This is a genomic window from Burkholderia sp. AU6039 (assembly GCF_002223365.1).
Taxonomy (GTDB): Bacteria; Pseudomonadota; Gammaproteobacteria; order Burkholderiales; family Burkholderiaceae; genus Burkholderia.
The window spans coordinates 1,906,383-1,928,246 of the sequence record NZ_NKFK01000005.1; the positions used below are offsets into that span (position 1 = coordinate 1,906,383).

Here is a 21,864-nt window from a genome sequence, read left to right on the forward strand (position 1 = left end):
ATGGATACCTCCTCTCCCGCCGCGCCGGAACGCGCACATCTTCGCCTCGGGTTCGTCGCGCTGAGCGACGCGGCCCCGCTGATCGTCGCGCAGCGCCTGAACCTCGGCGAACGGCATGGCCTCACGCTCGAGCTCAGCCGCCAGCCGTCGTGGGCCACCGTGCGTGACAAGCTGCTGAGCGGCGAGCTCGACGCCGCGCATGCGCTGTACGGGCTCGTCTGCGGATTGCAGCTCGGGATCGGCGGCCCGCAGGCCGACATGGCCGCGCTGATGGTGCTGAACCGCAACGGCCAGGCGATCTCGTTGTCGCGCGGCCTCGCCGACGCGTATCGCGCCAGCGGCAGCGTGCGCGACGCGTTCGCGACGCTCGGCCGCAAGCCGCTCCTCGCCCAGACGTTCCCGACCGGCACGCACGCGATGTGGCTGAACCACTGGCTCGCGTCGCACGACGTCGATCCGCTGCGCGACGTGCGCAGCGTCGTGATCCCGCCGCCGGAGATGGTGGCCGCGCTCGCCGGCGGCGAGCTCGACGGCTTCTGCGCCGGCGAGCCGTGGCATGCGGTGGCCGAGGCCTGCGGCGCGGGGCGGACCGTCGCCGTCACGAGCGAGATCTGGCCCGATCATCCGGAGAAGGTGCTCGCGGCCCGGCGCGATTTCGTCGCGCTGTATCCGGCCACGGCCCGCGCGCTGATCCGCACGCTCGTCGATGCGTGCGCGTGGCTCGACAGCGCCGCGCACCGTCGCGAGGCGGCCGACTGGCTCGCGTCGCCCGATGCGCTCGGCGTGCCGGCCCGGCTGATCGCGCCGCGCCTGCTCGGCGACTACGGCTCCGGCCCGTTCGCCGTGCCGCCGCTGCCGATCCGCTTCCACGACGGCGGCGCCGTGAACCGCCCCGATCCGCGCGAAGGCGAGTGGTTCCTGTCCCAATACCGGCGCTGGGGCATGCTCGACGGTGCGCACGACGACGCGGGGATCGCCCGGGCAATCGCGCAAACCGCGTTGTATGATGCTGCCGTCGCCGAAAGCGGCGCACCGGGCCTGTCGCAGGCGTGATGCGCACCGCGTGATGCAGGCGGCGCGCGCTCCCGCGCCACGCCTGTCCGGGCCGCCTGCCGGCGCCCGGCACGCGGCCCCGGGTGACGCCGCATGCCCCCTCCGTCCCCGATCCGATTCGATGCCGAAACCCACGCGCGCGCCGCTCGACGTGCTGCTCACCGAAATCCGCGCGTGCCGTGCCTGCGAAGCCGACCTGCCGCTCGGCCCGCGCCCCGTCGTGCGGGCCCATCGCGACGCGCGCATCCTGATCGTCGGGCAGGCGCCGGGGGCACGCGTGCATGCAAGCGGCACCCCGTGGGACGACGCGAGCGGCCAGCGGCTGCGCGCCTGGCTCGACGTCGACACCGACACGTTCTACGACGAGACGCGCTTCGCGATCGTGCCGATGGGCTTCTGCTACCCGGGCCGCGGCGCAAGCGGCGACAACCCGCCGCGCCCCGAATGCGCGCCGCTGTGGATCGACCGGTTGCTCGCCGAGCTGCCGTCGATCCGGCTCACGCTACTGATCGGCCAGTACGCGCAGCGGCATTTCCTGCGCGAGTCGCGCAAGGCCACGCTGACCGACACCGTACACGCGTGGCGCGACTATGGCCCGGACGTGTTGCCGCTGCCGCATCCGTCGCCGCGCAATCAGGCGTGGTTCAAGCACCACCCGTGGTTCGACTCCGAGGTCGTGCCCGAACTGCGGCGCCGAATCGCGCCGCTGGTTGCCCGATAAACGCACACCGCTGCCATGTCGCGACGCGTCGCGACATCCCCGTTATCCGTATCGAATCAAGCATGAACGACACCCCCACCGATCTCGACTTTGCCTGCAACGGCTGCGGCGGATGCTGCCGCGACCTGCGCATTCCGCTGACGATCGACGAGGCCATTGCGTGGCTGCAGCGCGGCGGCCACGTGGAGCTGCTGTGCGATGCGATGCCGTGGCTCGTCGAGCCCGAGCCCGACAACGCGTTCGCCGCGTACAAGCGCGTGCGCTCGAGCGCCGCGCTCAGCGGCTCGCTGCCCGTCCGCATCACGGTCATGCTCACCGCGACCCATGCCGGGCCATGCCCGAACCTCGGCGATGACATGCGCTGCGCGATCTACGACGCGCGGCCGCTCGTGTGCCGGATCTATCCGGCCGAAGTGAATCCGTTCGTGCCGCTGGTGCCGGACGGCAAGCAATGCACGCCCGACGCGTGGCAACAGGCGCCGTTCGTCCGCGGCGGCACGATCGTCGATGCGGCCACCCGCGAGAACATCGCGCGCTCGCGTGCGGCGAGCGAAGCCGAGACACCGCTGCGGGCGCGGTTGTGCGTGATGCTGGGGATCGATACGGCGGCGGTGGCCAACGAAGGGTTCGCGGTCCACGCGCCGCCGGCTGCCGCGCTGCTCGCCGCGCTGACGGCTTTGACGGCGCAGCGAGCAGCGGAGTCGGCCCCGGCCAGCGCCGACACCGCCATCGCCTGGACGCTGGTGTCGAACCGTACGTCGACGCTGGATGCGCTCGTGTCGGTCGGCGCGGCAGCTCAGCGTGCCGGTAGCGCCAACCCGCACGCCAGTTATCTCGGCTTCCATCCGGACGAGTGATCGCCGCGCGGCACGCCGCGAGCGACACCGGGCGAAGCCGTGCGGCCGCACGGATCGCCGCCGCGCCCGGTTCGCTGTACCATCGCGGCTCAACCGCGTCACGAACAGCAGAATCCTTCATGCCCTCCACCGCCCCGCCGCGCCTGTACGGGATGCCCGAACGCAGCGACCGGCTCGACTTCTACATCCGCGACCAGGCGTCGCGCCAGGCGATCACCGAGCCGCACCGGCACGCGTATTTCCAGATCCAGTTCAATCTCGGCGGCGACACCGAGCAGCGGATCGGCGGCGTCACGCGGCCGTTTCCGCGCGGCGCGCTCGCGTTCGTGCTGCCGCACCGCGAGCACCTGATTCCGCATCCGGAAGGCGCGCACTTCATCGTCATCAACTTCAGCCAGGCGTTCCTGCGCGCCGATCTCGACGTCGACCCGCTCGATCTCGAGGACGTGCCCGCGCACCGCTTTCCCGAGCTGACGCCGTTCCGCTTCCAGGAACACCTCGACTTCATCCTGACCGGCGACACCTACGAAGAAGCGCGCCGCCTCGCGCTGTGCATGCTCGACACCGATCGCGTGCGCACGTTCGGCTCGACCACGCTGCTGCGCGGCTACCTGCTGCAGCTGATCGGGCTCGTCTGCACGCAGTACGCGGGTGCGCTCGACAAGCTCGCGCAGCGCGGCGCCCAGCGCGCGGGCCGGCGCGACGCGCTCGCGCGCGTGCTGCGCCACGTGCGCGCCAACCTGACCCGCGAGGACCTGACGCTCGCCGCGACCGCCGAGGCCGCGTTCCTGTCGCCCAACTACCTCGCGCACCTGGTCCGCAAGGAAACCGGCAGCACCTTCACCGATCTCGTGACCGAGCGCCGGATCGCGCTCGCGCAGTCGCTGCTGGCCCATACCAGCCGGCGCATCGCCGATATCGCACGCTCGGTCGGCTTCCGCGACGAAGGGTATTTCGCGCGGCGCTTCCGTGCGCGGGTCGGCGTGTCGCCGAAGGCGTACCGGGACGCGAACGCCGCGCGGCCGGACGGCGACGATTCCCCGGCAGCGGCCGACGCGTAGTTTTGTCCCGGTAAAACGCAGTTGCGTCGCATCCGGCCACTCGGCTGTCGGGTATCGTTGCACGCATGCCGGCCCGTGCGCCGCACGGGCGCGGCATCCGTCTTATCACCGAACGAGGCCATCCGATGTCCGCTTATGTCATCGACGCTGCCGAGCGTCCTTCCGTCGAAGTCGACCAGTCGTCCGCGCGCTTTCCGGTGCGCCGCGTCTTCTGCGTCGGCCGCAACTACGCCGACCACGCGCGCGAAATGGGTGCCGATCCCGACCGCGAACCGCCGTTCTTCTTCACGAAGCCGGCCGACGCGATCGTCCCGGCCAGCGGCACCGTCGCCTATCCGCCGCTGACGAACGACCTCCATCACGAAATCGAGCTGGTCGTCGCGATCGGCAAGGACGGCCGGTCGATCGACCCGGCCGACGCACTGTCGCACGTGTGGGGCTATGGCGTCGGCGTCGACCTCACGCGCCGCGACCTGCAGGCCGAAGCGAAGAAGCTGAGCCGTCCGTGGGACTGGGCGAAGGGCTTCGATGCATCAGGCCCCGTGACCCCGCTGCGCGCAGCAGCGGCCACCGGCCACCCGGCGACGGGCCGCATCTGGCTCGCGGTCAACGGCGACACGCGTCAGCAAGGCGACCTGGCCGACATGATCTGGGCCGTGCCCGACGTCATCGCGTACGTGTCGCGCTCGGTCGAGCTGAAGGCCGGCGATTTGATCTTCACCGGCACGCCGGCGGGTGTCGGCGCGCTGCAGCCGGGCGATCGCGTCACGGGCGGCGTCGACGGCGTCGCGACGTTCGAATTCGTCGTGGGCGCGAAGCCGTAAACCATAAGCCGACACGCAGCACGCACGGCGGCCGCCTGCGCGGGGCCGCCGTGCGCTATCCCGCTTTCGGTCGGTCGTAGCGGCGCAGGAATGCGTCGGCGACGGCCGGCGGATTCAGCGCCTTCGCCGATTCGTTTTCCAGCGCCTCGGCCGCGTCGTCGTCGCTGATCGACACGAACAGCGTGATCGCCGCCCGGTCGTCGCCCGTGCCGAACAGGCCTTCGCGGTCGAGCAGGCGCAACGCCGCGATCATGTCGGCATGCAGTTGCCGCGAAAATTCCGGGAATCTCGAGCGGACGAACTGCGGGCTCAGCACGTCATCGGCGAGCTTCCCGCAGATCGCATTGAACGGCGACGCTTCCGCCGCCGCGTACGCCCATTCGGAGAAGCCCCACGCATACCACGGGTCGTCGTCCGGGACGGCCTGCTGCTCACGGATCCGGCGCAGCCCTTCGACCGAATTGGCTGCCGGCACCACCGTCATCGCGCCGCTGTCGGTATACAGCGCGAACGCATAGAAATGCTCGTCCGGATGTTGCGCCCGCAGCGCCCTGAATGTCGCCCTCGCGGCGTCGGCAATGTCTCGCTGGAAATCAGAAAAGTCGCTCATCGCATCCTCGTCCAGTCGCCCTTCCCGCGCCGGAGCATGCCCGGCGCGCGGCGGGTTCGTCGTCTCCCGATAATCGATCGATTGTCCGCCAATCGTCCACGGCACGGTAGCGGTGCCAGCCCCCATGTCCGATGCCGCGCGTCTCCGTTCACCGCCCCGCGTCCCGCGCATCGAACACCCGCACGCAGACGGCCGCCGCCAGTGCGATCGCGGCCGACAGCAGCATCATCGCGAGCGGCGCATAGCCCGCGTTGCCGGCTGTCAGCACCGCCCCCGTCAGCGACGAAAGCGCGGCCCCGCCAGCGATCGTCATCGCGCCGGTCAGCCCCGATGCGCTGCCCGCCAGTTCCGGGCGCACCGACACCGCGCCGGCATGCGCACCGGGATTCGTCAGCCCGTTGCCGATGCCGACCAGCACGCACGGCCCGAACCACGCGATCGCCTGCGTCGCCCCACCGAACCTCAGCGCGAGGCCGATCAACGGCCCCGCGCACGCGACCACCCGCCCGCACAGGATCGTCGTGGCCAGCGCGTAGCGGCGTGCGTATCGCGCGGCCACGAAGCTGCCGAACACGAAACCGCCCGTGATGGTCCCCATGTAGAAACCGATCTCCGCCGGTGCGATGCCGAACACCGTTTGCGCGGCGAGCGGCGCGCCGGCCAGGAACGCGTAGAACGCGCCGGTCGAAAACGCCATGCAGAGCGCATAGGCCCAGAAACGACGCGCGCGGAGCAGCGCCGGATACGCGCGAAGCTGCTGCCCGAGGCTCGACGACCGGTTCGCATGGGTTTCGACGAGGTCGAACGCACACCAGACGAACAACGCGATGCCCACCGCGCCGAGCAGCCAGAAGCTCGCGCGCCAGCCCAACGCCTGGTCGAGCGCGCCGCCGAACGTCGGGCCGAGCATCGGCGCGAACGCGGCCGCCATCGCCGCATAGCCGATCCGGCTCGCGGCGCGCGCACCGCCGCCGGTGTCCCGGATCGTCGCCATCGACACCGGATAGACCGACGTGATCGCCGCCTGCATCAACCGGCATGCCAGAAACGCTCGAATATCGGTCGCCATCGCGCGGCCGAGCGAGCCGAGCGCGAACACGCCGACGCTCGCCAGCACCACCGGCCGCCGCCCGAACCGGTCCGACAGCGGCCCCATCACGAACTCCAGCGACGCGGCCACCGCCGCGTAACCGCCGAGCGACAGCGCGACGAGCGTATAGTCGGCGCGCAGGTCGCGCGCGATGGCGGGCAGCGACGGCAGGAACAGGCTCAGCGGCAGCACCGAGCACGCACACAGCAGGATCAGCGTCGCGGGTCTCGGCGACGCCCGTTCGGAAGCGATCGGCAGGTTCGATTGCAAGCGGATGCCCTCCGCGCACGTGCCGCACGGCCGTGCGCAATGCAAAAAAAAGCCCCCGAACGAGTCGGGGGCGCATGGGTGCCGGCGCGGTGCCGCTACCGGACCCTGCGCCTGTGGACTACTACGATGATGAATGCTGCGTTCATGCCGGATGGCTCCTGAATGCCTTGCTGACTGCGTGCGAGATCGAACGATGGTAGGCGGACGATAGCGACCGCGTCAACGCCCTAACGCGCACGCACCGACACGAATTTCCGGGCGTTGTTGCGCTGGATCAGCACCGCGATCACGCTGCCGTTCGCTTCGAGCGTCGGTATGTCATCGGGCGTCTCGAGCAGCGTATCGTTGAGCTCCAGCACGACATCGCCCGGCTGGATGCCGGCCTTGGCTGCCGGGCCGTGCACCGCGTCCACCATCATCCCGACCGCGAGCCCCGTCGAGCGGCGCTCGTCGTCGCTGAGCGCATGCATCGTCAGCCCGAGGCGGTCGCCGCCGTCGGCAGCCGCTGCTCCCGCCGCCGGTCGTGCAGCCGCCTTCGGCACGGCCATGGCGACAGCAGGGCCGGCGGTGCCGGCGGCCTCGTCGGCGCCCGTGATCGTCAGCATCACCGGCGCACGGTTGCGGATCAGCCGCAGCGGCGTCTTCTGGCCCGGCGGCAGCGCCGCGGCCAGGTCGTTCAGCTCGGCCGATCGGCCGATCGTCTTGTCTCCCAGCTTCACGATCACGTCGCCGGGCTTCACGCCGGCCGCGGCGGCCGGCGAGCCGGGCGCGACGCCGTTGACGAGCGCGCCCGCCGGGCGCGGCAGCCCGAACGCCGCGGCCAGCCCGATGCCGACATCCTGCACGTCGACGCCGATCGCATTGCCGGACGACGACTCGCCCGGCGCCTGGGCCTGCTGCGCCTGCGCCTGCATCTGCTTCTGCAGTTGCGCACGCACCTTTGCGGCAAACGCGATCGGGATCGCGAACGTCGTGCTCGCGTAGCGGTCGGTGCCCGTGTAGACCTGCACTGCGATGCCGATCACGTCGCCGGCCCGATTGAAGACGGGGCCACCGGAGTTGTCGGGGTTCGGCGCAATGTCGGTTTCGAAGAACGGAAACGCGCTGCCGTCCGGCAGCCGGTGCGACGTCGCGCTGACGATGCCGGCCGTGACCGTGTTGCCCGATCCGTCCGGCGCGCCGATCGTCATCACCGGCTCGCCCGCGCGGACCTTCGACGAATCGCCGACGCGCACGAACGGCAGCTTCGTTGCGTTGACACGCAGCACGGCGACATCGCTTTGCGGATCGACGGCCAGCACGGTCGCCTTGAATTCGCGGCGGTCGGTGAGCCGCACCGTCACGTCGGTGGCATCGTCGACCACGTGGGCGGACGTGAGGATCAGGCCGTCGGCGCTGACGATGAAACCCGAGCCGCTGCCCGATACCGCGCGCGGCGCGGTGTCGGGTGCCGGCGCCTGCGCCTGCTGGCCTGGCGCCTGCGGGCCCTGCGCGGGCGGCGGTGCGTCACGCCGGAAGAACGCCGCGAGCGGATCGTCGGGATCGAGGGTCGTGAACGACGGGCCGCTCGCCTGCTGGTCGGGTGCGACGGTCATGACGGTCACGACGGCCGGGCCGTAGCGGTCGACGATCGCCGGAAAATCGACCGGCATCGCGTAAGGCGCGGCAGCCGGCCGTTGCTTCATCGGATGCGGCATGACGGGCGGCGAGAGGGTTCCGGCAAGGACGGCCGGCGGGGCCGGCAAACAGCCGGCAAACACGCCCCCGATCAACGCGGTGCGAAGCACGGCGCGAGCAAGCGTCTGGCGAACCACGGTGCACCTCCCCCGGGAGTCACGGCGCCGACATGCGCGAGACGCGCAGGCGCTCGACAAGGCCCGGTACACCCATCCATTTATAGTCCACGCGGCCTGTTCGACCATACGAATCGAAACCCGAATGCCGGGTGGCGCGGCAAGCGCGGAGCCGCGACGGTGGCCGTTTCGAACAAAGTGTGCGGTTCGTCAATCCGCACAAGTCCGATTGTCATCCGTCGCACGAGCGCACGCGGCTTCCGTAGCGAAGGCAGCCAGACGAACGACGGTCATCACCGATCCAGCTCGTCCATTCATGACTCGATTCTCCCGTCGGGATCCCGAAGCGAAATCGAAATCGATACGGACGCGGAAATCACCGGCGACGGGTGACGTCACCCGCGCGCCCGGCCGCCCCCACATCACGCCCCACCCACCCGCTCCGCGATCGCCGACAGCATCCGCAACATCGGCTCGAACGCGTCGGCCGACGTATTGCCGAAACCGAGCACGAGCCCGTTGCCCGCCGATCCCGCATCGATCGAAAAACCCGACAGCGGAAACGGCCCGATGCCGTGCGCACGCGCGGCGTCGACGATCGCGCGATCGCGGTAACGCGCCGGCAGCCGCAACGCGAGATGCAGCCCGCACGGCCCGCCCTCGATCTGATGCGGCACGCTCAGGTTGCCGTCGAGCGCGGCCAGCAGCAAGCGCCGCCGGTCGCGGTACAACCGGCGCATGCGGCCAAGATGGCGGCCGTACTCGCCCGTCTCGATGAAATCGGCCAGCGCGAGCTGCACGTGGCGCGTCCCCCCGCGCAGCATCTCCGGCAGCACCGGCCGCACCGCGGCCAGCAGCGCGTCGGGCAGCACGAGAAAACCGATCCGCAGCGCCGGAAACATCGTCTTGCTGAACGAGCCGAGATAGACGACGGGCGAATCGGGCGCGAGCCCGTGCATCGCGCCAATCGGCTCGCCGGTGTGACGGAATTCGCTGTCGTAGTCGTCCTCGATGATCCACGCGCGATGCCGGCGCGCGGCATCGATCAGCGCGAGCCGGCGCGAGATCGACAGCACGGCGCCGGTCGGGAACTGGTTCGACGGCGTCGTATAGATGAGGCGCGGCGTCCGCTCGCGCCAGTCGTCCTCGTCGGTGCGCAGCCCTTCCGCGTCGACCGGCATCGGCACGACGTCGAGGTCGGCCGCCTGCATCGCGGTGCGCGCGCCGCGATAGCCGGGCTCCTCGACCCACACCGTATCGCCCGGGTTCGTCAGCAACTGCGCGCACAGCGCGATCGCGCCCTGTGCGCCTTCCGTGATCACGATCTGCTCGGGATCGCAGCGCACGCCGCGCGTCACGGCCAGGTGGCGCGCGATCGATTCGCGCAGCGCGGGCTCGCCGAGCGGGTCGCCATAGCCGAGCAGGTCGCGGCCGGCGCGGCGCAGCGCGCGGTCGATCGCGTGGCGCCATGCGTCCGCCGGGAAATGCGTCAGCGCGGGCACGCCCGGCCGGAAACCCTCCGATTCGCCGGTGCCGATGCGGCTCGGGCGAATCCGGCCGAGCCGCTGCGCGACGGCCGGCGGCGCGGCACGCCGGCGCGGCGGCGCCGGCCGTGACAGCCCGACCACGCGCGTACCGCGGCGGTCGGACTGCAGGAAGCCTTCGGCGACGAGCTGCTCGTAGACGGCGGCCGTCGTGTTGCGCGACACGCCGAGCGTCTCGGCCAGCGCGCGCGTGCCGGGCAGCCGCGTGCCGGCCGGCATCGCGCCGCCGAGAATCGCGTCGCGCACGCGGCGCAGCAACTGGCGCTGCAGCGAAGGCGCGTCCGGCGTGCGCGCCAGCGGCGCGTCGAGCGGCAGCAACGGCGCATCGCCGGAAGGAAGGACAGTCGTCATCGGAACATCGCAGCGTGAAAATGTCGGAACGTGGTGGACGGCAAGTGGCGCACGGCTGGTGAACGGCGGCTCGCGGTTCGGCCCCCGATATTCGTGGCACCATAAATTTGCCGATCTCTGGCGCTTCTCATGGTACCTCGCCGCGACTACGATCGTCTGCATGCCGGCATGTCGCCGGCCGCCAACCGAAGCGAGATCGACCTTGTCCACGCTCACCAACGCTTTCCAGCAACCCATCGGCCACCCCGTTCCCGACTGGTCCGCGCGCCCGCGCCCGGAGCGCATCGTGCTCGAAGGCCGCTACTGCCGGCTCGAACCGCTCGACGCCGAGCGCCACGCGGCCGACCTGCACGCCGCCTACTCGCAGGCGCCGGACGGCAGCGACTGGACCTATCTCGCACACGGCCCGTACGCCGACGAAGCGAGCTACCGCGAGTACGCGCGTACCGCGCAGGCGAGCCCGGATCCGCTGCACTACACGGTGATCGACCGCGCCACCGGCCGCGCGGTCGGCACGCTCGCGCTGATGCGCATCGATCCGGCCAACGGCGTGATCGAGGTTGGCTCCGTCACGTTCTCGCCGCTGCTCAAGCGCACGCCCGTTTCCACCGAAGCGCAGTTCCTGCTGATGAAGTACGCGTTCGACACGCTCGGCTACCGGCGTTACGAATGGAAGTGCGACGACCTGAACCTCCCGTCGCGCAAGGCCGCCGCCCGGCTCGGCTTCCGCTACGAGGGCACGTTCCGGCAGGCGATCATCTACCGCGGCCGCAATCGCGACACCGCGTGGTTCTCGATCATCGACGGCGAATGGCCGGATGTGCGCGCCGCGTTCGACGCGTGGCTCGCCCCGGAAAACTTCGACGCGCAGGGCGAGCAGCGCCGGTCGCTCACCGCGATTCGCCACGCGCAGGCAAGCGCGCGCGATGCGGCCAGCCGCGCGAACGACGCGACGCGCGTCACGGTGCGCCCGCTCGTCGCCGCGGACGAAGCCGCGTGGCGCCCGCTGTGGCAGGGTTATCAGAAGTTCTACGACACCGCGCTGAGCGAGGCGGTGTTCGCGACGACGTGGGCGCGCCTGATGGATCCCGCCGAGCCGATGTTCGTGCTCGGCGCATTCGACGCATCGGGTGCGCTGGTCGGGATCGTGCATTCGATCTACCACCGCTCGTGCTGGACCGAAGGGCCGTACTGCTACTTGCAGGACCTGTACACCGCACCCGACGCACGCGGGCAAGGCGCGGGCGGCGCGCTGATCGAGGCCGTGTACGAACATGCCCGTGAAGCCGGCGCGAGCCGTGTGTACTGGCTCACCCACGAAACCAACACGACGGCACGCGCGCTGTACGACAAGCTCGCGAACAACGCCGGCTTCATCCAGTACCGGCACGACGTGAAGAAGTAACGACCGCGTGTCGCAGCCGGCCGGCGTTCAACCGGAAACATCGGCCGGCTCGCGCGCGTCGTCGCCCTCCGGGGCGGCGTCACGTGCCAGGCCGGCCGCACCCGGCACCGCCGCCGGGCAGATCATCTCGTCGCCGTTGGCCGGCACGGGCCGCCGCACCGGCCGGAACACCGGCTCGCCCGGCTCGATCGGCTGCCCCGAGATCGCGCAGCGGCCCGGCTGCAACGCGACGCGCAAGCGCCAGCGCTGCTCGCCGTAATGGCACCGGCCGCTCTCGACCCAGCGGATCAGCAACGCATGGTCGTCGGCCTCCAGCACCGTGACGAACAGTTGCGGGCGCAACGGCGAGACGGCCGCCGCCGCGTGCTCGGGAACCGGCGCCCGGCCGATCGTCCCGAGCGGATGCGCGACGCCGCCACGTGGCGGCATCGCATCGTCTTCGACCCATGCCGGCGCATCGCACGGCGGGTCTGCTTCGCAAATCAGGCTTTCCATGGTGTTGAGCATGCTTGACGGATTTCCGTGCAGATTGAACGGCGCCGCGCTCAGCGCCGGCCCATCGTTTCGCGCAGCAGCGACAGGCCGATCGCCGCGCCGGTGACGGCAGCCGCGAGCATCAGCCCGATGCCGCCCGACCAGCCGAATGCGCCGACGATCGAGCCGATCGCGAGCGGCCCGATCACCTGCCCGAGATAGTTGCCCTGCACGACCCAGCCGATGCTGAGCGGCGCCAGCGACGGCGTCGGCGCGGAGCCCGGCGCACACGCGAGGATCGTCGCGGGCAACATCCCCGCGATCGCCGAAAACGCAAAACCCAGCGCGACCGCGAGCGGCGCCGGCGTGGCCGCGCTGAAGAGCCCCGCGCCGGCCGCGCCGATCGCGACCGACGTCGCGGCCATCACGATCCCGGGCCGTGCGCCGCGCGACAACAGCCAGCCGGCCGTCAGGTTGCCGATCACGCACGCGGCGACGATCGCCGCGCTGATCAACCCCGCGGCGCCGACCGCGACGCCGAGGCGCTGCATCAGGAACACCGGCAGGAACGTCATCGCCGCGAAGAACTGCACGTTGTAGGTGGCGAACCCCAGCGCCAGCAGCGTGGTCGAGCGCGACGCGAGCACGTCGCGCAGCGCGGGCCCGATGCGCGGCGCGCCGGCCTGCCGCGACGGCGCATCCGCCGACGTCGTGACGGGCACCGCAGCCGCCGCGGCGAGCGTCAGCGCCGCGGCCGCGAGCCAGCCGTTGCGCCAGCCGCCGAGCAGCGGCCCGACCAGCATCGACAGCGCCATGCCGACCGGCATGAACGTGCTCCACAGGCCGAATACGAGATTGCGCCGCTCGGGCGGCGTCACGCGATTCAGCACGGCCGGCGCGGCAACCACCACGATCACGAAACCGAGCCCTTCGACGAAACGCGTGGCCAGCAACAGCGTGAAGCTGCCGGCCCATGCGCCGGCGACACTCGACAGGCCGAGGATCACGAGGCCCGCGATCAGCAGCAGCCGGTCGCCCCAGCGTCGCACCAGCAGGCCGGCCGCGATGCCGCCGAACACGCCGACGAACGGAAACACCGACATGATCCCGCTCAGCGACGCAAGCGAGCCGCCGAATTCGTGCTGGAGCGACGGCAACGCGATCGTCGCCTTGCCGACGTGCAGCGCCGACACGATGCTCGCCAGCACGACGTTCGCGACGGCGGCCCGGTAGCTGCGCGACGGCAGCGTGGCGGCATCGGCCGCGACAGGCGATTCGGTCATCTCCCCCTCCGTTGAAACGGCCGCGTGCAACGGGATGCATCACGCGTCCGGGATCGGACTGGCGCACATGATACAAATTGAAGTTAACTTCAAGTAAAGGGGTAATGTGCGCAACGATCCGTTCCGCCGATCGCGGCAATGGATCGGCGTGGTAGCGTGCGTCTCGCGATTCGTCTCATTGCGCTGAGACGAACGTCCCAGCGTCTCACCCGGCCGGAGTTTTTGCTTCCGCAGCAAATTTCACCCCCTGCTTCCGTCAAATCATTTCCTGTCACAGAGCCGGTAAATGGTGCATCGCATCGTTCCCATCCCGTCCGATCGCCGTCCGGCGCCCCCACTCGAGCTGGCCCCGTTCCTGCATACCGGTCGTTCGCGCACTCGCGCGACGGGCGCACCGGCAGCCACGCCTCGCGCCCGACGACAACCTGATGGAGACAGCAACGTGAGTACACCGGCAACGACCACCGCCCCGAGCATGAAAGCCGCCGTCTGGCACGGCCGACACGACATCCGCGTCGAACAGGTTCCCGTTCCCGAGCGCCCGCCGGCAGGCTGGGTGACGATTCGCGTGCACTGGTGCGGGATCTGCGGCTCGGACCTGCACGAATACGTCGCGGGCCCGGTCTTCATCCCGGTCGACGCGCCGCATCCGCTGACGGGCCTGAAGGGCCAGTGCATCCTCGGCCACGAGTTCAGCGGCGAGATCGCCGAGCTCGGCGCGGGCGTGACGGGCTACGCGGTCGGCGATCGCGTGACGGCCGACGCCTGCCAGCATTGCGGCACCTGCTGGTATTGCAAGCATGGGCTGTACAACATCTGCGAGAACCTCGCGTTCACCGGGCTGATGAACAACGGCGCATTCGCCGAATACGTGAACGTGCCGGCCGAGTTGCTGTACAAGCTGCCCGACGACTTCCCGACCGAGGCCGGCGCGCTGATCGAACCGCTCGCGGTCGGGCTGCATGCGGTGAAGAAGGCCGGCAACATCGTCGGGCAGACCGTCGTCGTGGTCGGCGCGGGCACGATCGGCCTGTGCACGATCATGTGCGCGAAGGCCGCGGGCGCCGGGCGCGTGATCGCGCTGGAAATGTCGGCCGCGCGCAAGCAGAAGGCGCTGGAGGTCGGCGCAAGCGTCGTCATCGATCCGAAGACGTCCGATGCGATCGCGGAAGTCAAGGCGCTGACCGGCGGCTACGGCGCCGACGTGTCGTTCGAGTGCATCGGCCACACCACCACCGCGAAGCTCGCGATCGACGTGATCCGCAAGGCCGGCAAGTCGGTGATGGTCGGGATCTTCGAGGAGCCGGCGCCGTTCAACTTCTTCGACATCGTGTCGACCGAGAAGGAAGTGATCGGCTCGCTCGCGTACAACGGCGAATTCGCGGACGTGATCCGCTTCATCGCGGACGGCCGCATCGACGTGCAGCCGCTCATCACCGGACGCATCGCGCTCGGCGACATCGTCTCGCATGGCTTCGAGGAACTGGTCAACCACAAGGACCGGAACGTGAAGATCATCGTCCAGCCCGCCCTCGCCTGACCGCACGCGCGGCCGCGGCAGCGATTCGCGCCGCGGCACGCGGGCTGCAAGCGTCACCCTGGAGCGTCGCCCGTGCGCGGGCGGCGCACCTGCCTGTCGTTTCCTTCCGGCACGCCCTCCTTGCCGCCGTCGTCCGTCGCGAACTTCGTGCCGCGCATCGTTCGAACCCGACGACCAGAAACATTCGCAATCCGAACCATCCGTCGTCATGCGCCACCGGTGCGATGCGCGCTCAGGGTTTCTCCGGATCAAGCGCGACTCGTCCGATGTCGACAGGACACTGACGCAAGGTGATCCTGTGCAAGGCACGATCCGGCCTCCCGGCCGGGATCGTTGCCGCCCCCCTTGAAGGCGGCCCCCGCCCCCCACAAAACCTTACGGTGTCGCGGCGCCGACAGGCCGAGAATACGGGCCCACCCGGGATAGCTTGCAAACATGGTGTGTCATGAATCATTCATTCTCGTTTAGCCGGGAACGCGCATATCCCATTCGATCGCTGACGATCCAGCAGAAGACCCATATCGGCTTCGCACTCGTCACCTCGCTGCTGGCCTTGCTGTGCGGCACGATCATCTGGGGGAGTGTCAGGCAATACCGGCAGGAGAATGCCGACCTGCAGAGCTTCGAATTCGTCCGCGGCGCGATGAGCGCCGCCAACGTGATCTCGGCCGAACGCGGCCCGACGAACGACCTGCTGGTGCGCCCGCAGGACGACGGCGCCACCGAGGTCCGCCAACTGCTCGCCGCGCGCGTGCGTTCCGACCAGGCGCTCGACCATTTTCGCGGCGGCATCGCGCAGGCGACCGTGCTCGACGATCGCGAACGCAGCAACCTGCTGCATGCGCTCGACTCGGTCCGGATCACGCTCGCCGATGCGCGCACGGAAGTCGATGCACTCGGCATGCGGCCGCGCGCGACACGCGGCGTTCACGATATCCAGCACGCGCAGGCGCGCCTGTTCCGGATCGTCGACACGCTGTCGCTGCTGATCGACGGCGCCATGACCGACACCGCGATGGGCGACCCGCGCACCTCGGGGGCGATCCTGCTCGCGCGGCTTCTCGGCGATCTCCGCGAATACGCGGGGCGCACGGGCTCGCTGCTCATCGCGCCGATGTTCGCGCGGCAGGCGCTCGAGCGCACGCAGTTCGCGGACATCATGCGGATGCGCGGCCGCATCGAGCAATTGCGCGCGCTGATCGACGGCTCGATCGGCGCGCAGCTCGACGACCCTGACGTGGCACGCGAATACGCGCAGCTCAACGGGGCCTTCGACGCGCACATCCTGCCGCTCGTCGACGCGGCCGTCGCCGGCGGCAAGAACGGCGTCTATGCGATGAGTGCGGCCGACTTTTCCCGCGCGATCGTGCCGCATTTCCGGCCGAGCGAGCGGCTGCGCGACCGCGTGATCGACCTGGCCCGGCATCGTGCGATCGGCGGCCGGAACACCGCCCGGATCAAGGTCGCGTTGTCGGCCTTCGCCACGACACTGTGCGTCGCGATCCTGGCCTCGCTCGCGCGCGGCGTGCAGCGACTGCTGTCGAAGCCGCTCGATGCGCTCGGCCGCCGGATCGTCGCGCTCAGCGATGGCGATACGTCGCACGTCGCGATGCCGCGCGGCATAGGGCCCGAGATCACGCAGATCCACCACGCGCTGGAAACCTTGCGCCACGCGACCGTCCGCCGCGACATGCTCGAGCGCCAGCGCAACGACATGCTGACGCTGTTCTCGCACGACATGCGCGCCCCGCTGACCTCGCTGATCATCCTGATCGACACGCAGGCGCGACGATCGGGCGACGTGCAGATGAAGCAACAGTTCGCGAGAATCGGCAAGCTGGCGCGGCACACGCTGGCGCTGGCCGACGGCTTCGCGCAGCTCTCGCGTGCGGAGGCCAGCGACTACGAGCGCGTGCCGGTCAACCTCGCCGACCTGATGAACGAGGCACGCGACGCGGTGTGGCCGCTCGCGCACCGGAAATCCATGTCGATCGACGACGTGCCGCGGCGCGACGACACGATCGTGCTCGGCGACCCGGCGCTGCTGTCGCGCGCGCTGATCAACCTGCTGGACAATGCCATCAAGTACAGCGCGTCGCTGACGAGCGTCGAATGCAGGGTCGAGCCGGGCGCCGACGGCAGGACCGTGCGCTGCACGATCCGCGACAACGGGTGCGGGATCAGCAGCGCGGACCAGACGCGGCTGTTCGAGCGTTACCGGCGCTTCCGCACCGCCGGCCAGCCGGAAACCAGTGGCGTCGGGCTCGGCATGGCGTTCGTCAAGACCGTCGTCGAGCGGCACGAAGGCACGATCCACGTGCACAGCGTCATGCTGCAGGGCACCACGGTCACGATCACGCTGCCGGCCGCGGCACTTCCATGACGATGGCACCGGCGCCGCCGGCGGCAAGCGGCCGACACGGCACCGCAGCCCCACCCGATTCTTCGCTATACTCAATCGAACCCTTTTCGGGGCAACCGCGGGCCACCACGCCCTTTGCAGGTTCGCCCCACCCTGCGTGGAATTGCTCACCGTGAAACCGCGAGCCGGACTGATCCTCGAACTCTTCGTCAACCTCGTGCTGCCCTGGATTGCCTACCGGGCCGCGCAGCCGTCTTTCGGCGAAACCGGCGCACTGTACGCGTCGGCGGTCCCGCCGATCATCTGGTCGATCGTCGAATTCATCCGCTCGCGCCGCGTCGATGCGGTGGCGGCCATCGTGCTGCTGGGCATCGCGCTGTCGATCCTCGGGATGGCGCTCGGCGGCAGCGCGCGCACGCTGCTGATGCGCGAATCGCTCGCGTCGGGCACGATCGGCGTCGTGTTCCTGCTGTCGCTGTTCCGCGAACGCCCGCTGATCTTCTACCTGGCCCGCGCCACGGTGGCCCGCGAGATGGATGGCGGCGCCGCGCATTTCGAAGCCGTCTGGGAAGCCCAGCCGGGGCTGCGGCAGATGCTCCGGCGGATGACCTTCGTGTGGGGCGCCTTCATGACGCTGGAAATGCTGCTGCGCCTCTGGATGGTCGTGACCTGGCCGGTCGAACGCGTGCTGGTCGTGTCGCCGATCATGGGCTACACCGTGTTCGGCTGTCTGCTGCTGTGGACGTTCTGGTACCGGCGGCGGATGCGCGAGCGCAACAGCGTCCACGTCCCGGGCCGCGACAGCGTCACCGAAACCGCCGGCCGCTGACCGTTGACCGCTCTCCACCGGCATCGCGAGCCGGCTGCTGTATGATGCGCGGCGTCTCGTCCGACGAATGCCGCTCCTGTCATGTCCCTTTCGCTCCTTCCGTCCGCCACGATCTGGCTCGCGCTGTTCGCGGCCGCCGCGTTCGCGTGGCATCGCCCGCAGCACGGCCTGAGCGTCGGCCTCGCCGCGCTCGGCTATGCGTGCGCGCTGGCGTTCGGCAAGCTCGGGCCGCTCGCGCTGGCCCCGCTCGCGTTGCTGGCCGCGGCCGCCTGGGGCGTGATGCCCGAGCGCCCGCGCGCGGTGCGCATCGCCGCGCACGTCGTCTTTGCCGCCGTCGCGATCGCGCTCAGCCTGCACCTGATTCCCGGCTTCCACAATCCGCGCGTGATCGGCCCGACGCGCTTCACGCCGGATGCCGTGCCGTTCACGATGTACCTGAATCTCGACAAGCCGCTCGTCGGCTTGTGGCTGGTGTGGGTGCTGCCGTGGGTCGCCCCCGACATCCCGCTGTCGCGCGCGCTGCGCACCGGCGCGGTGGCGGCCGTCGCAACGGCGGCCGCGTGCCTGGCCGGCGCGCTCGCGATCGGTCTGGTCGGCTGGGCGCCCAAGTGGCCGCCGTCGGGCTGGCTGTGGCTCGTGAACAACCTGCTGATCGTGACGCTCGCCGAGGAAGCGCTGTTCCGCGGCTACGTGCAGGGCGGGCTGACGCGCGCGCTGCGCGCGTTCGCATGGGGGCCGTGGGCCGCGCTCGCGATCGGCGCGGTGCTGTTCGGCGCCGCGCACGCCGCCGGCGGCTGGCAATGGATCGTGCTCGGCACGGTGGCCGGCATCGGCTACGGCCTCGCCTGGCGGCGCGGCGGGCTGCTCGCGTCCGCGCTCGCGCATGCGGGGTTGAACGTCGTTCACTTCGGCCTGTTCACCTACCCGATGCTCGACGCCGCGCGCTGACGACCGCGCGGCGCCGCCGCTCAGTTGATCCCGGCGACCGCGTGCGGCACGTACGGGCGTTCGAGCGTCGAGATCTCGTCGTCGGTCAGTTTCAGTTCGAGCGCGGCCAGTGCGTCGTCCAGCTGCTGCGGCTTCGAAATGCCGACAATCGGCGCGGTGACCCCGCGCTTTTGCGCGACCCAGGCAAGCGCGACCTGCGCACGCGGCACGTTGCGGGCGGCCGCGATCGTCGCCACGGCATCGACGACCGCCTTGTCCGACTCCGCCGTCGCATCGTAAAGCCGCTGGCCGACCGCGTCGCTCTGCTGCCGCTCGGTCGACTCGTCCCAGTTGCGCGTGAGGCGGCCGCGCGCGAGCGGGCTCCACGGAATCACCGCGATCCCTTCGTCTTCGCACAGCGGCAGCATTTCCCGCTCCTCTTCCCGATACAGCAGGTTCAGGTGGTTCTGCATGCTGACGAAGCGGGTCCAGCCGTGCTGCTTCGACGTGTGCAGCGCCTTCGCGAACTGCCACGCGAACATCGACGACGCGCCGATATAGCGCGCCTTGCCGGCCTTCACGACGTCGTGCAGCGCCTCGAGCGTCTCCTCGAGCGGCGTGCCGTCGTCCCAGCGGTGAATCTGGTAGAGATCGACATAGTCGGTGCCGAGCCGCTTCAGGCTCTGGTCGATGTCGGTCATGATCGCCTTGCGCGACAGCCCCGCGCCGTTCGGCCCGGGCCGCATCCGGTAGAACACCTTGGTCGCGATCACGATGTCGTCGCGTTTCGCGAAATCGCGCAGCGCGCGGCCGACGATCTCCTCCGACGTGCCGTCGGAATACATGTTCGCGGTATCGAAGAAGTTGATGCCGGCTTCGACTGCCCGCTGGATGATCGGACGGCTCTGCGCTTCCGGCAGCGTCCACGGATGCGTGCCGCGTAACGGTTCGCCGAACGTCATGCAACCCAGCACCAGCTTCGACACCTCCAGCCCCGTCGATCCGAATTTCACGTATTCCATTGCGCGCCTCGCCATTGAAGTTGAGCTGACGGCCGGATGCGCGCCGCGCATCCGCCGGACCGTCGCATGGTATCCCGGGCGGCAAAAATGCGTGCGGCGTCGCCGCATCGTACGAAGGGAGTGGTCGTCAGCGCGAGGTCGTACGAGCACCGGCCGCGCAGCACGTGCGCAGCGGCGCGGGGCGCTTGCTTACTTGGCCTGGTCGGCGATCGGCTGCAGGAACGCGGAAAAACCGGTCAGCATGATCTGCACGCCGATGCACAGCAGCAGGAACGCCGACACGCGCTTCGCGACCTTGGTGCCTTCGCTGCCGAGGTAGCGCGACAGCAGCGCGGAGCGGCTGTAGACCTGCCAGATCACGATCGCCACCAGCACCGAGACAGCGATCGACACGATGCTCGACAGCGCGAACTCCGACAGCTTGTGCGTGCGGTTCGCGTTCAGCGCGATCGCGGTCGCGATCGAGCCGGGGCCGACCGTCAGCGGCATGGTCAGCGGGAAGAATGCGCGCGTCATGATCGCGTTCGCGTCGATCGGCTTGACCGGCGTGTCGCCGCCGCCCGGCCCGTCGGGTTCGTTCAGCATCTGCCAGCCGGCCACCGCAACCGCGAAGCCGCCGCCGATCCGCAGCGCTTCCATCGAGATCCCGAAGAAATGCAGCACCGGCGTGCCGGCGAAGAACGCGACCATCAGCACGACGAACGCGTTGAACGCGACCTTCCTCGCGAGCAGATCGCGTTCTTGCTCGGTGAGCGCCTCGGTCCGTTCGAGAAACAGGAACGCGATGCCGATCGGGTTGATGATGCCGATCAGGCCGGTGAAGCCGAACAGGATCTCGGAGATAAGGCGGTTGACGATCATCGGATGAAGAATCGGTCGGGGCTGGGCCGGCAGCGCGCCGGAGGTCACGCATTGTAGAGCAAGCGCCCGCGCCCGAGCCGCAAAATTCGGCCGGGCCCGCTGCACCGCCGAGCGCCGCCGTTTCGCCCTGGTTTCCCCTCAGTTTCCCGTTACTCGGTGCCCGCCTCCCAGGCTGGCGGCCGCTTCGCGAAGAACGCGGCGAAGCCTTCCTTCGCTTCCTGTGTCGCCCGCACGCGGGAGATCGTCTGCGCGGTGAACGCCGCGCGCTCGTCCGACGGCGGATACTCGCCGATCGCGTCGAAGAAGCGCTTGATCTCCATCAGCGCGTTCGGGCCGTTGCGGCCGAGTTCGGCGAGCGTCCGGTCGAGCGCTTCGTCGAGCGCATCGAGCGGCACGGCCTGGTGGATCAGGCCGATCGCGACCGCTTCGCCCGCGGCGAGCTGGGTCGCCGTCAGCGCGAGCCGGCGCGCCTGGCGCTGGCCGACCGCCTCGACCAGATACGGGCCGATCACGGCCGGCAGGATCCCGAAGCGTGCCTCGCTGACCGAGAAGCGCGCGTGATCGCTCGCGATCACGATGTCGCACGCCGCGCACAGGCCGACGCCGCCACCGAACGCATGGCCCTGCACGCGCGCCACCGTCGGCTTCGGGCATTGCCGGATCGCGCGCATCATCGCGGCGAACCGCTCCGCATCGCGCAGGTTCGCGGCCGCGTCGTTCGCGCTCGCGCGCTGCATCCACTGCAGGTCGGCGCCCGCGCAGAACGCGCGCCCCTCCGAACGCAGCACGATCGCGCGCACGTCGTCACGCCGGCCGAGCGTGGTGAACGCATCGGTCAGTTCGGCGATCATCGTCTCGTCGAATGCGTTGAGCACGTCGCCGCGCTGCAGCGCGACGGTTGCGATGCCGCGCGCATCGACCGTGACGGCCAGGGTCTTCAATCCATCCATCGAACAGGTTTCCTCGGGTTGAACGGCAAACAGGGGA

At 70.0% G+C, this 21,864-nt stretch carries 19 protein-coding genes; 10 read left to right on the top strand and 9 right to left on the bottom strand.

The genetic code is table 11. From position 1 onward, the window contains the following. The 5 genes from CFB39_RS26275 (at position 1) to CFB39_RS26295 (ending at position 4,516) form a co-directional block, all read left to right on the top strand. Positions 1-1,053, top strand: a complete 1,053-nt coding sequence (locus CFB39_RS26275) for a CmpA/NrtA family ABC transporter substrate-binding protein (protein ID WP_089475027.1) — start codon at positions 1-3, stop codon at positions 1,051-1,053. Between the two features lie 121 nt (positions 1,054-1,174). Then, positions 1,175-1,774 carry a uracil-DNA glycosylase family protein gene (locus CFB39_RS26280; RefSeq protein WP_089475028.1) on the top strand — a complete coding sequence of 200 codons (600 nt, stop codon included), beginning with the start codon at positions 1,175-1,177 and terminating at the stop codon, positions 1,772-1,774. A gap of 62 nt (positions 1,775-1,836) precedes the next feature. Continuing rightward, entirely contained in the window at positions 1,837-2,631 is a 795-nt protein-coding gene (locus tag CFB39_RS26285) for a YkgJ family cysteine cluster protein (protein ID WP_089475029.1), read from the top strand. A gap of 119 nt (positions 2,632-2,750) precedes the next feature. Further along, a complete protein-coding gene (locus CFB39_RS26290; protein ID WP_089429077.1) occupies positions 2,751-3,692 on the top strand; it encodes a helix-turn-helix transcriptional regulator in 942 nt (313 codons plus the stop codon). 125 nt (positions 3,693-3,817) lie between these two features. Then, a complete protein-coding gene (locus CFB39_RS26295; protein WP_089427313.1) occupies positions 3,818-4,516 on the top strand; it encodes a fumarylacetoacetate hydrolase family protein in 699 nt (232 codons plus the stop codon). A gap of 55 nt (positions 4,517-4,571) precedes the next feature. Here CFB39_RS26295 and CFB39_RS26300 read toward each other — a convergent pair whose 3' ends face one another. The 4 genes from CFB39_RS26300 to CFB39_RS26315 all read right to left on the bottom strand — a co-directional run bounded on the left by CFB39_RS26300 (position 4,572) and on the right by CFB39_RS26315 (position 10,174). Then, the gene (locus tag CFB39_RS26300; RefSeq protein WP_089475030.1) at positions 4,572-5,126 is read right to left on the bottom strand and encodes a DUF4303 domain-containing protein; all 555 of its coding nucleotides are present in this window, start codon (positions 5,124-5,126) and stop codon (positions 4,572-4,574) included. Positions 5,127-5,274: 148 nt separating this feature from the next. After that, complete coding sequence (locus tag CFB39_RS26305; protein WP_089475031.1) at positions 5,275-6,486, bottom strand: MFS transporter; 1,212 nt, start codon at positions 6,484-6,486, stop codon at positions 5,275-5,277. A gap of 227 nt (positions 6,487-6,713) precedes the next feature. Beyond that, on the bottom strand, positions 6,714-8,300 hold the full coding sequence (locus CFB39_RS26310) for a trypsin-like peptidase domain-containing protein (RefSeq protein WP_089475032.1): 1,587 nt from the start codon (positions 8,298-8,300) through the stop codon (positions 6,714-6,716). Between the two features lie 401 nt (positions 8,301-8,701). Next, positions 8,702-10,174, bottom strand: a complete 1,473-nt coding sequence (locus tag CFB39_RS26315; protein ID WP_089475033.1) for a PLP-dependent aminotransferase family protein — start codon at positions 10,172-10,174, stop codon at positions 8,702-8,704. A 202-nt stretch (positions 10,175-10,376) separates the two neighbouring features. On the opposite strand from CFB39_RS26315, the gene CFB39_RS26320 reads away from it, so the two are divergent. Further along, complete coding sequence (locus CFB39_RS26320) at positions 10,377-11,579, top strand: GNAT family N-acetyltransferase (RefSeq protein WP_089475034.1); 1,203 nt, start codon at positions 10,377-10,379, stop codon at positions 11,577-11,579. 27 nt (positions 11,580-11,606) lie between these two features. Here CFB39_RS26320 and CFB39_RS26325 read toward each other — a convergent pair whose 3' ends face one another. Both CFB39_RS26325 and CFB39_RS26330 read right to left on the bottom strand, forming a co-directional pair. Next, entirely contained in the window at positions 11,607-12,086 is a 480-nt protein-coding gene (locus CFB39_RS26325) for a DUF3331 domain-containing protein (protein WP_089442296.1), read from the bottom strand. A gap of 38 nt (positions 12,087-12,124) precedes the next feature. After that, positions 12,125-13,336, bottom strand: a complete 1,212-nt coding sequence (locus CFB39_RS26330) for a CynX/NimT family MFS transporter (RefSeq protein WP_089475035.1) — start codon at positions 13,334-13,336, stop codon at positions 12,125-12,127. A 475-nt stretch (positions 13,337-13,811) separates the two neighbouring features. Here CFB39_RS26330 and CFB39_RS26335 point away from each other — a divergent pair, with 475 nt between their 5' ends. The 4 genes from CFB39_RS26335 to CFB39_RS26355 all read left to right on the top strand — a co-directional run bounded on the left by CFB39_RS26335 (position 13,812) and on the right by CFB39_RS26355 (position 19,015). Further along, the gene (locus CFB39_RS26335; RefSeq protein ID WP_089475036.1) at positions 13,812-14,876 is read left to right on the top strand and encodes a 2,3-butanediol dehydrogenase; all 1,065 of its coding nucleotides are present in this window, start codon (positions 13,812-13,814) and stop codon (positions 14,874-14,876) included. Between the two features lie 445 nt (positions 14,877-15,321). Next, positions 15,322-17,259, top strand: coding sequence for a HAMP domain-containing sensor histidine kinase (locus CFB39_RS26345; protein ID WP_089475038.1), 1,938 nt, complete (start codon positions 15,322-15,324; stop codon positions 17,257-17,259). 151 nt (positions 17,260-17,410) lie between these two features. After that, entirely contained in the window at positions 17,411-18,067 is a 657-nt protein-coding gene (locus CFB39_RS26350; protein ID WP_089475678.1) for a VC0807 family protein, read from the top strand. Positions 18,068-18,148: 81 nt separating this feature from the next. Continuing rightward, complete coding sequence (locus CFB39_RS26355) at positions 18,149-19,015, top strand: CPBP family intramembrane glutamic endopeptidase (RefSeq protein ID WP_089475039.1); 867 nt, start codon at positions 18,149-18,151, stop codon at positions 19,013-19,015. Between the two features lie 20 nt (positions 19,016-19,035). Here the strand turns inward: CFB39_RS26355 and CFB39_RS26360 are convergent, their stop codons facing one another. The 3 genes from CFB39_RS26360 to CFB39_RS26370 all read right to left on the bottom strand — a co-directional run bounded on the left by CFB39_RS26360 (position 19,036) and on the right by CFB39_RS26370 (position 21,827). After that, positions 19,036-20,016, bottom strand: a complete 981-nt coding sequence (locus CFB39_RS26360) for an aldo/keto reductase (RefSeq protein ID WP_089475040.1) — start codon at positions 20,014-20,016, stop codon at positions 19,036-19,038. Positions 20,017-20,205: 189 nt separating this feature from the next. After that, positions 20,206-20,877: a MarC family protein gene (locus CFB39_RS26365; protein ID WP_046548012.1), complete on the bottom strand. Its 672-nt coding sequence runs from the start codon at positions 20,875-20,877 to the stop codon at positions 20,206-20,208. Between the two features lie 149 nt (positions 20,878-21,026). After that, positions 21,027-21,827: an enoyl-CoA hydratase-related protein gene (locus tag CFB39_RS26370; protein WP_089475041.1), complete on the bottom strand. Its 801-nt coding sequence runs from the start codon at positions 21,825-21,827 to the stop codon at positions 21,027-21,029. Between the last annotated feature and the right edge of the window lie 37 nt (positions 21,828-21,864).